At 68.8% G+C, this 6,987-nt stretch carries 4 protein-coding genes and 3 pseudogenes; 3 read left to right on the plus strand and 4 right to left on the minus strand.

Annotated elements, in window-relative coordinates; genetic code table 11:
* The first annotated feature begins 327 nt into the window (after window positions 1-327).
* Both EEJ42_RS16655 and EEJ42_RS16660 read left to right on the plus strand, forming a co-directional pair.
* Window positions 328-1,685, plus strand: a pseudogene (locus tag EEJ42_RS16655) (NF041680 family putative transposase).
* Between the two features lie 97 nt (window positions 1,686-1,782).
* The gene (locus EEJ42_RS16660; protein ID WP_148081982.1) at window positions 1,783-2,097 is read left to right on the plus strand and encodes a hypothetical protein; all 315 of its coding nucleotides are present in this window, start codon (window positions 1,783-1,785) and stop codon (window positions 2,095-2,097) included.
* Between the two features lie 215 nt (window positions 2,098-2,312).
* Here EEJ42_RS16660 and EEJ42_RS54650 read toward each other — a convergent pair.
* The 3 genes and pseudogenes from EEJ42_RS54650 to EEJ42_RS16675 form a co-directional block, all read right to left on the minus strand.
* Window positions 2,313-2,593 (minus strand): annotated as a pseudogene (locus EEJ42_RS54650) (hypothetical protein); the annotation flags it as partial.
* Window positions 2,594-2,787: 194 nt separating this feature from the next.
* Window positions 2,788-3,453, minus strand: coding sequence for a TetR/AcrR family transcriptional regulator (locus tag EEJ42_RS16670; RefSeq protein ID WP_123100711.1), 666 nt, complete (start codon window positions 3,451-3,453; stop codon window positions 2,788-2,790).
* A 49-nt stretch (window positions 3,454-3,502) separates the two neighbouring features.
* The gene (locus tag EEJ42_RS16675) at window positions 3,503-3,766 is read right to left on the minus strand and encodes a hypothetical protein (RefSeq protein WP_123100712.1); all 264 of its coding nucleotides are present in this window, start codon (window positions 3,764-3,766) and stop codon (window positions 3,503-3,505) included.
* 133 nt (window positions 3,767-3,899) lie between these two features.
* On the opposite strand from EEJ42_RS16675, the gene EEJ42_RS16680 reads away from it, so the two are divergent.
* Window positions 3,900-5,432, plus strand: a complete 1,533-nt coding sequence (locus tag EEJ42_RS16680; RefSeq protein ID WP_123100713.1) for an MFS transporter — start codon at window positions 3,900-3,902, stop codon at window positions 5,430-5,432.
* A 235-nt stretch (window positions 5,433-5,667) separates the two neighbouring features.
* Here EEJ42_RS16680 and EEJ42_RS16685 read toward each other — a convergent pair.
* Window positions 5,668-6,851: pseudogene (locus EEJ42_RS16685) on the minus strand (IS701 family transposase).
* Window positions 6,852-6,987: the final 136 nt, after the last annotated feature.

Consider the following 6,987-nt stretch of genomic DNA (forward strand, 5'->3'; position numbering starts at 1 on the left):
ACCGGCTGGAACTGGGTGCAGTCGGCCCGCTGTCCACCGGTGACCATCAGGGACAGCGGGCGACAGCGGCCGTCGGCACTCAGCTTGTCATTTAAGGTCTGGCGTCGAACGCGACTCGAACTTGATCGGCGTTTTCGCAGTTCAGCGGACGTGAAGGCGGCCTTCGTCTGATCCTGTGCTCCGTCACAGAGGCAGAGGAACAGTACGAAGGCCGTGGTCGTGAGTTTGGGGCATCAGGACGTCCTGCGGGATGCGTTCGCAGAAGTGTCAAGCTTCCGGACGGAGTTGTACGCGTCTCTGACCGCACGAGGCGATGCCCTGTTCGAGGTGTGCGACGCGCTGTTGTGCACTGACGGGCCGGTGAGGACCCTGGTCGATCTTGCACTCGCGCCGGAACACCGCCGGGGGCACGGGGCCCTCTACGGTGGCCTCAACCATGGACGGATCGACGTTGTCCGGCTGCGTCGTGCGCTTGCCGGGACGCCGTTGCCGAGGGCGGCGGACGGTCGGATCGTGCTGGCCGCGGACGTCTCGCCATGGCCGCGGCCGGACGCCAACACCTGCCCTGACCGTTCCTTCTGCCACACCTTCGGCCGGGGCGAGGGCAAGCACCAGATGGTCCCGGGCTGGCCGTACTCGGTCGTGGCCGCGCTGGAGACCGGCCGAACGCCCTGGACGGCGGTGCTGGACGCGGTCCGCCTGGAACCCGGCGCCGACGTCGCCGCGGTGACCACAGTCCAGATCCGCGAGGTCGTCGAGCAGCTCGTCGCCGTCGGGCAGTGGAAACCGGGCGATCCCGAGGTCCTGGTCGTTTGGACGCCGGATACGACGCACCTCGCATCGCCCACCTGCTGAACGGCCTGCCCGTCGAGATCCTCGGCCGCTTGCGGTCCGACCGCGTCATGCGTCGGCCGACACCGCCGCGGGTTTACGACCCCAGGGGCGGGCGACCGCCCAAGCACGGTGGCGAGTTCGTCTTCGGTGACCCCGCCACCTGGGGCAGCGAGCAGGTCGTGACCGTCACGGACACCCGCCTCTATGGGAAGGCGACCGCACAGGCGTGGGACCGGTTGCACCCGCGGCTGACTCGGCGGGCAGCGTGGACCGACCACCATGGACCGCTGCCCATTATCGAGGGCACCGTGATCCGCCTGAGCGTCGAGAACCTGCCCAGCGGCGGGGTGAACAAGCCGGTCTGGCTGTGGTGGTCAGGCACCGCTGCCACTCCGGACGACGTGGACCGCTGCTGGCAGTCCTTCCTCCGACGTTTCGACCTCGAGCACACATTCCGTCTGTTCAAGCAGACGCTCGGGTGGACCAAGCCCCGGCTTCGCAGCTCGGAAGCAGCTGATCGGTGGACGTGGCTGGTGATCGCCGTCTATGCCCAGCTCCGGCTCGCCCGGCCGTTGGCCACTGACCTCCGGCGGCCCTGGGAGAAGCCGGCCGAGCCGAACAAGCTGACGCCCGCCCGAGTCCGCAGGGGGTTCAGAAACCTGTGCACGAAGACCGGTAGCCCGGCCGGTGCACCGAAACCGTCGCATCCCGGGCCCGGCCGACCGCCGGGTTCCAAGAATCGCCGCCCTGCCGCCCGCCACGACGTGGGCCGGGTCCTGGCCACCGGCGAGGCGTACAGTCGGCCCTCCCATCACCAGATAGGCACCAAGCCGCGGCGCGTCACCGAGTGAGCGCGCTCGGAGGGTTCGTGACCGTGCTGGCTGTGCATGTCTCATCGGGGAGTTGCCGCACGGATACACGCGGGGCTCGGCGTGCAGGAGGAGGAACGTGGAAGGCGTAACAGCCTTCCACGCTGGTCTGGTACGCGAAGATGAACGCTCTTTGCGGTCCAAGACCGAGCATGCCAGCGGTGACGGTGATCGATTCGCCTTGCCTTTTAATGTCGACCAAACCCTCGGCCGGTTTCGTGGGAGGGAAGAGCTGGGCGATCTCTGCTTCTTGCAAGACCCCGTCAGCCGCGGCCTGAGCGAGGCGCTCACGGCGCGTTTCGACGTTTTCACGCAGGTCTGCGCGGGCCTTTTCCTCATCACGCTCTGGTTGAGTCGCCAGCCAGATCCAGGTGCCTACGACGGTTACGAGTAACAGGCCACAAAGGGTCATGCATCCGTTGAATAAGCAACCACCGATGGTACCGGTCTGGACTTGTGGTCTTCTCGCCATGAGCACAGCTTCTACTGCGAGCACACCAACGCCATGGCTGCGACGCTGAACCGCAACGACAACGAGCTGTCGAGGTAACAGCCGACGTTGTCTTCTACCGGGAGGTCAGCCCCGACTCGAAGGTTAAACGTCAAGCTCAGGTGGAGCTTGCTCGTGAGCCCGCCGCGCGAGCGGCCCAGTCCCTCACCTCCTGCACCACCTCCACCAGCCGGACGAGCAGGCTCTGCCACGGCGGCTCGTCCTGGTGTTCTGCTGTTCCGGCCCCCTTTGACGCAGCCGCCGGCGGCGGATCGATGCGTGCACCGGCCGCGTGCTGGTGAGCGCGCACGACGGTCGAGTCGACCGCGATGTCCCAGTCGATGTCTCCGGCGGCGTCGGCTGCGGCCTGGACCCGCTGCAGCAGGCGTTCCCAGGTGCCGTCGGCGTCGTGGCGCTGCCGCACCCGCTGATGGGCGAGCAAACCTGCGCCTGCCTGGTGCTCCGCGACGGGGAGTTGGAGTTGACGCTGCGCCAGGCGCAGGCCGTCCTGCGGGACCGCGGGGTCGCCGCGTACAAGCTGCCACGGGCTCGGGGTACCCAGTCAGAGCCCTTCGGGCGTGCCGGGCCGATCGGTCAGGTGGCCTGGGCCAGCAGTCCCTCGACGACCGCCTCCAGACCGCGGCGGTGTGTGTCCCGGGTGGTCAGCCCGCTCCAGCGGGCGCCCAGCGTGGTGAGGAGTGGGAACTCCCCGGGGTCGAGGCCGGCGATCTGGTCGCGGCGCGGTGGCCGGTCCAGGTGCGCGTGGCGGCGCTCGCGGTTGAAGCGGACGGTGAGTTCACCGGCTGTGTAGTACCAGATGACGCGGTAGGCGTAGACGGCGTCCTCGGGGGTCATCCCGCACTCGATGGCGGCATCCAGGATGTTCTCGACGATCCACATCGCCGAGACGGCGAAGAGGTCGTCGGAGGCGACGACCTCGACGATCCACGGGCAGTCCACGAGGATGTCGTGCAGGACCTGGGCGGAGGCGAGAAGGCGGGCGCGGGGCTCGCCCGGCAGTCCGGGACGGGGGAACTTCGCGGCGTGCTCCTCAAGAAGGAGCAGCAACAGCTCGTCCTTGTCCCGTACGTAGTGGTACAGGGCCATGGGCGTACTGGACATCTCCTTGGCGAGGCGGCGCATGGAGAGGTTCTCCGCGCCCTCTTCGTCCAGAATGCGCTGTGCGGCGGACAGAATCGCCTCACGCGCCAACCGGGGCGGGCGGCCGGTCCTGCCGGAGCGTCGGGGTCGGGGCTGCATCCGTCCATCTTCCGTCACGTCGCGGTTCGTACGTACGGGGACCCGCACCTCATACACGGAAATGCCACAGCGCCGGCGCATCATCGGCGCGGTTGTCCTGCCCGGCCCGCTCACTGTCGCCTATGCGTCTGGGCAGATTCTGGACGTCTCCCGGGCCGACCCGGAAAACGTCGGAGCGCGCCGTCAGGCGGGGGTCTGCGGACCGCGCCGGTCGACGGGTCTCCAGCAGCAGCCGAGGGAGCTGGTCGCGGTCGTGCACGTGGTGGTAGAGCGCCACCGGCGTGATGGACAGCTCGCGGGCCGGACGCCGCATCTCCACCTTCCGTACGTGCCGTCCGGGTCGGAGCGGATGACCTCCGATCAGCACCGGGTGACAACGGCAACGGGCCCGGGCTAGAGTTATCGTACGCGTACATAATACGAGTAAGAAAACACTGGAGGGGCGGATGCCCGATACGGCCTTGAACAGGGGGCAGGCGTTAATCGCAGTCGCCCTCGCCCAGTTCATGGTGACCCTCGACATGACGGTCGTGAACGTAGCGCTCCCCGACATGGGAGCCGGCCTCGGCTTCGATCCGGCCCAGCTTCCGTGGGTGGTCAACATCTACGCCCTGTTCTTCGGCGGCTTCCTGCTGCTCGGCGGCCGGGCGGCGGACCTGTACGGCCAGCGGCGGATCCTGCTGTCCGGGACGTGGGCCTTCGCCCTCGCCTCGCTCGCGGGCGGTCTGGCCCAGGAACCGTGGCAGATGATCGCCGCCCGGGCCGTGCAGGGCGTGGGCGCCGCGGTGATGGCCCCGGCCGCGCTGGCGGTTCTCACCCTCACCCAGCGCGAGGGCGAGGAGCGTACCCGGGCGCTCGGTGTGTACGCGGCCGTCGCTGCGGTCGGCGGCGGCGTAGGTGTGCTGGTCGGCGGCCTGCTCACCGAGTACGCCGGCTGGCGATGGGTGATGTTGGTGAACCTGCCGATGGCGCTCCTGGTCATCATCCTGGCCCTGCGCAGCGTCCCGGCCGGCACTCTCGGCAACCGCCGGGGCCGCCTCGACGTCTTCGGCGCCGTCCTCGCCACGGGCGGCGTGGGGCTGCTGATCCTCGGCATGATCCGCACCGATGAGGTGTCGTGGACGTCGCCCACGACCATGGTCACGCTGGCCGTCGCCGCCGTCCTGCTCGTCGCCTTCGTGCTGTGGGAGAAGTACGGCCCGATGACGGACCCGCTGATCCGGCTCTCCCTGCTGACCAGGCGCAATGTCGCCGGCGCCAACCTGTATATGGCGCTGCTGGCGGCCGGGCAACTCGCGGTGTTCTACTTCCTGTCGCTGTATCTGCAGCGGATCCTGAAGCTGGGGCCGGCCGAGGCGGGCGCCGCCTTCCTGCCCCTGTGCGTGACCGCGATGATCGCGATCCAGGCCACCACCCGCGCCCTGCGCAGGCAACTGGTCGGAATCAAGACCCTGCTGGTGCCGGCCGGCCTGATCGCCGCGGTCGGGTTCGCCTGGTGCGGCATGGCCGACCCCTCGGGCACCTACCTGGGTGACGTGCTGCTGCCCTCCCTGCTGGCCGGCCTGGGAGTGGGCATCGCCTTCGTCCCGCTGACGGCCGCGGCGACCGTCGGGCTCCCGCCCCAGGAGGCCGGCACGGCCTCGGCACTGCTGAACGCCTCGCGGCAGGTCGGCAGCGCGCTCGGCCTCGCGGTGCTGGTGACCGCGGCGACCACGCGCACCGACCACCGCCTGACCGCGGGCATCTCCCCCGACACAGCCGCGGTCGATGGCTACTCCCTCGGGTTCGTGCTGGCGGGTGGGTTCCTGCTGCTGGCCGTTCTGGCGGCAGCCTTCGTACTCCCGCGCCGCCCCCGGCCCGCCGCGGGGCAGGCACCAGCGGCACAGCGACCCGCCGGGACCCCGGCCGCGGCCGGCGGCGCGGGGGCGAGTGGCACGGCTTCGGACATTACCGCGGGCCAGGTGACGCCGAAGTCGTGAATGGGGCTCGGCTCCGTGAGAACCGACGGTGACGGAGCCGCCGAGCGCGGTGGCGGAGGTTCGAATATCCCGTCGGTCTCCGCCGCCGTGCGTTCTCCAGAGTGCAGTTTTCAGGGGCTGTGTCCGCGTCGTTTGTAGGGGCTGATGCGGGCTTGGTGCTGGCGTCGTCGTCGCCGGTGTGACCAGTGCAGAGTGTCGTCGACCGGGGTAGGGCGGCCGTCGGTGAGGCGGGTGATCAGGCGTCTGATTTCGGCGAGGCTGAGGTGGATGAGCTGGGAGGATCCGTTTCTGCCTTCTCCGTGTCCAGCTCTCGGGCGCGCAGGACGGTCAGGCAGGCGTGGGCGGCCATGGCGAGGGTCATGTGGCGGTGCCAGCCGGGATAGCGGCGGACCTGATAGTCGTCCAGGCCGCACTCCTGCTTCGCGGTTTGGAAGCATTCCTCGACAGCCCATCGGCTGCCCGCGATGCGGATCAGCTCGTCCAGCGTGGTCTGGGCAGGGCAGTAGGCGATGTAGTAGGACATCTCCTCAGGCCTGCTGACACTGCGGCGGACGATCACCCAGTGCCGGCGGTCCTCCCGGCGCCCAGGGCCTCACTTCGACGCGGGCCCAGTCGAAGATCCGCCGGCCGTGGGCTCCTTCACCACAGGAACGGCGTTTCCACTTCTGCCGCGGCAGGCCGGGAAACAGGTCGTGGACGGGGTGATCGATGGACCAGCGGGTGACGACCGTGTCGTGCCTCGTGGTGGCCATGACGTGGAAGACGTCGGCCTGCTCCAACTCGAACCGTCAGCCCTTGCTGTAGCCGTAAGCGGCGTCCGCCGTCACCCATCCGAACGGGACCCGGTCGGCGATGGCCCTGCAAACCATCGCCTTGGCCATGGCCACCTTCGTCTCGAAGCCGACCGTGTCGTCGACGCCCGCCCGCCAGCAGCGGTCCCGGTCATCCGTCCAGGACGTGGGCAGATACAGCCGCCGGTCGATCAACGTGCGTCCGCGGCCGGTGGCGTAGGCGAGGAACACACCGATCTGGCAGTTCTCGGTGCGTCCCGCGGTGCCGGAGTACTGCCTGCACACCGGCCGAACGAATGCCCTTCTTCAGGTAGCCGGTGTCATCGACGATCAGGACGGCATCCTGGTCTCCGAGGTGTTCGACGACGTAGTCGCGCACGTCGTCCAGGACCTCGTCGGCGTCCCACTCGATCCGGTTCAGCAGCCGGTGGATGCGGTCGGGACCCGCGTGCCCGGCTTCCTCCGCCAGCGTCCAGCCGTTCTTGCGCTGCAGCGGCGCAACCAGCCCCCGCATGTAAGCCATCGCCCACTGACGCGGCTCCTCCCGGTTGAACCTGTGCACGAACCGCTCATGCAGAGCATCCAGTTCACTGGCCCACAACCTGGCACCAGCAAGGTCCCCACCCATAACCACATCAACGACTGAACTGGCCAGCAGTCACGGCAAGCACCGTTGCAGTACTAGGACTTGTCCGGCCGATCATGTGCGAAGCCAAATGACCAGGGCGGCTGTGGTGGCAGTGCCGAGGAAGACGTAGCCGCGT

Source organism: Streptomyces botrytidirepellens (genome assembly GCF_003721215.1).
Lineage (GTDB): Bacteria > Actinomycetota > Actinomycetes > Streptomycetales > Streptomycetaceae > Streptomyces > Streptomyces himastatinicus.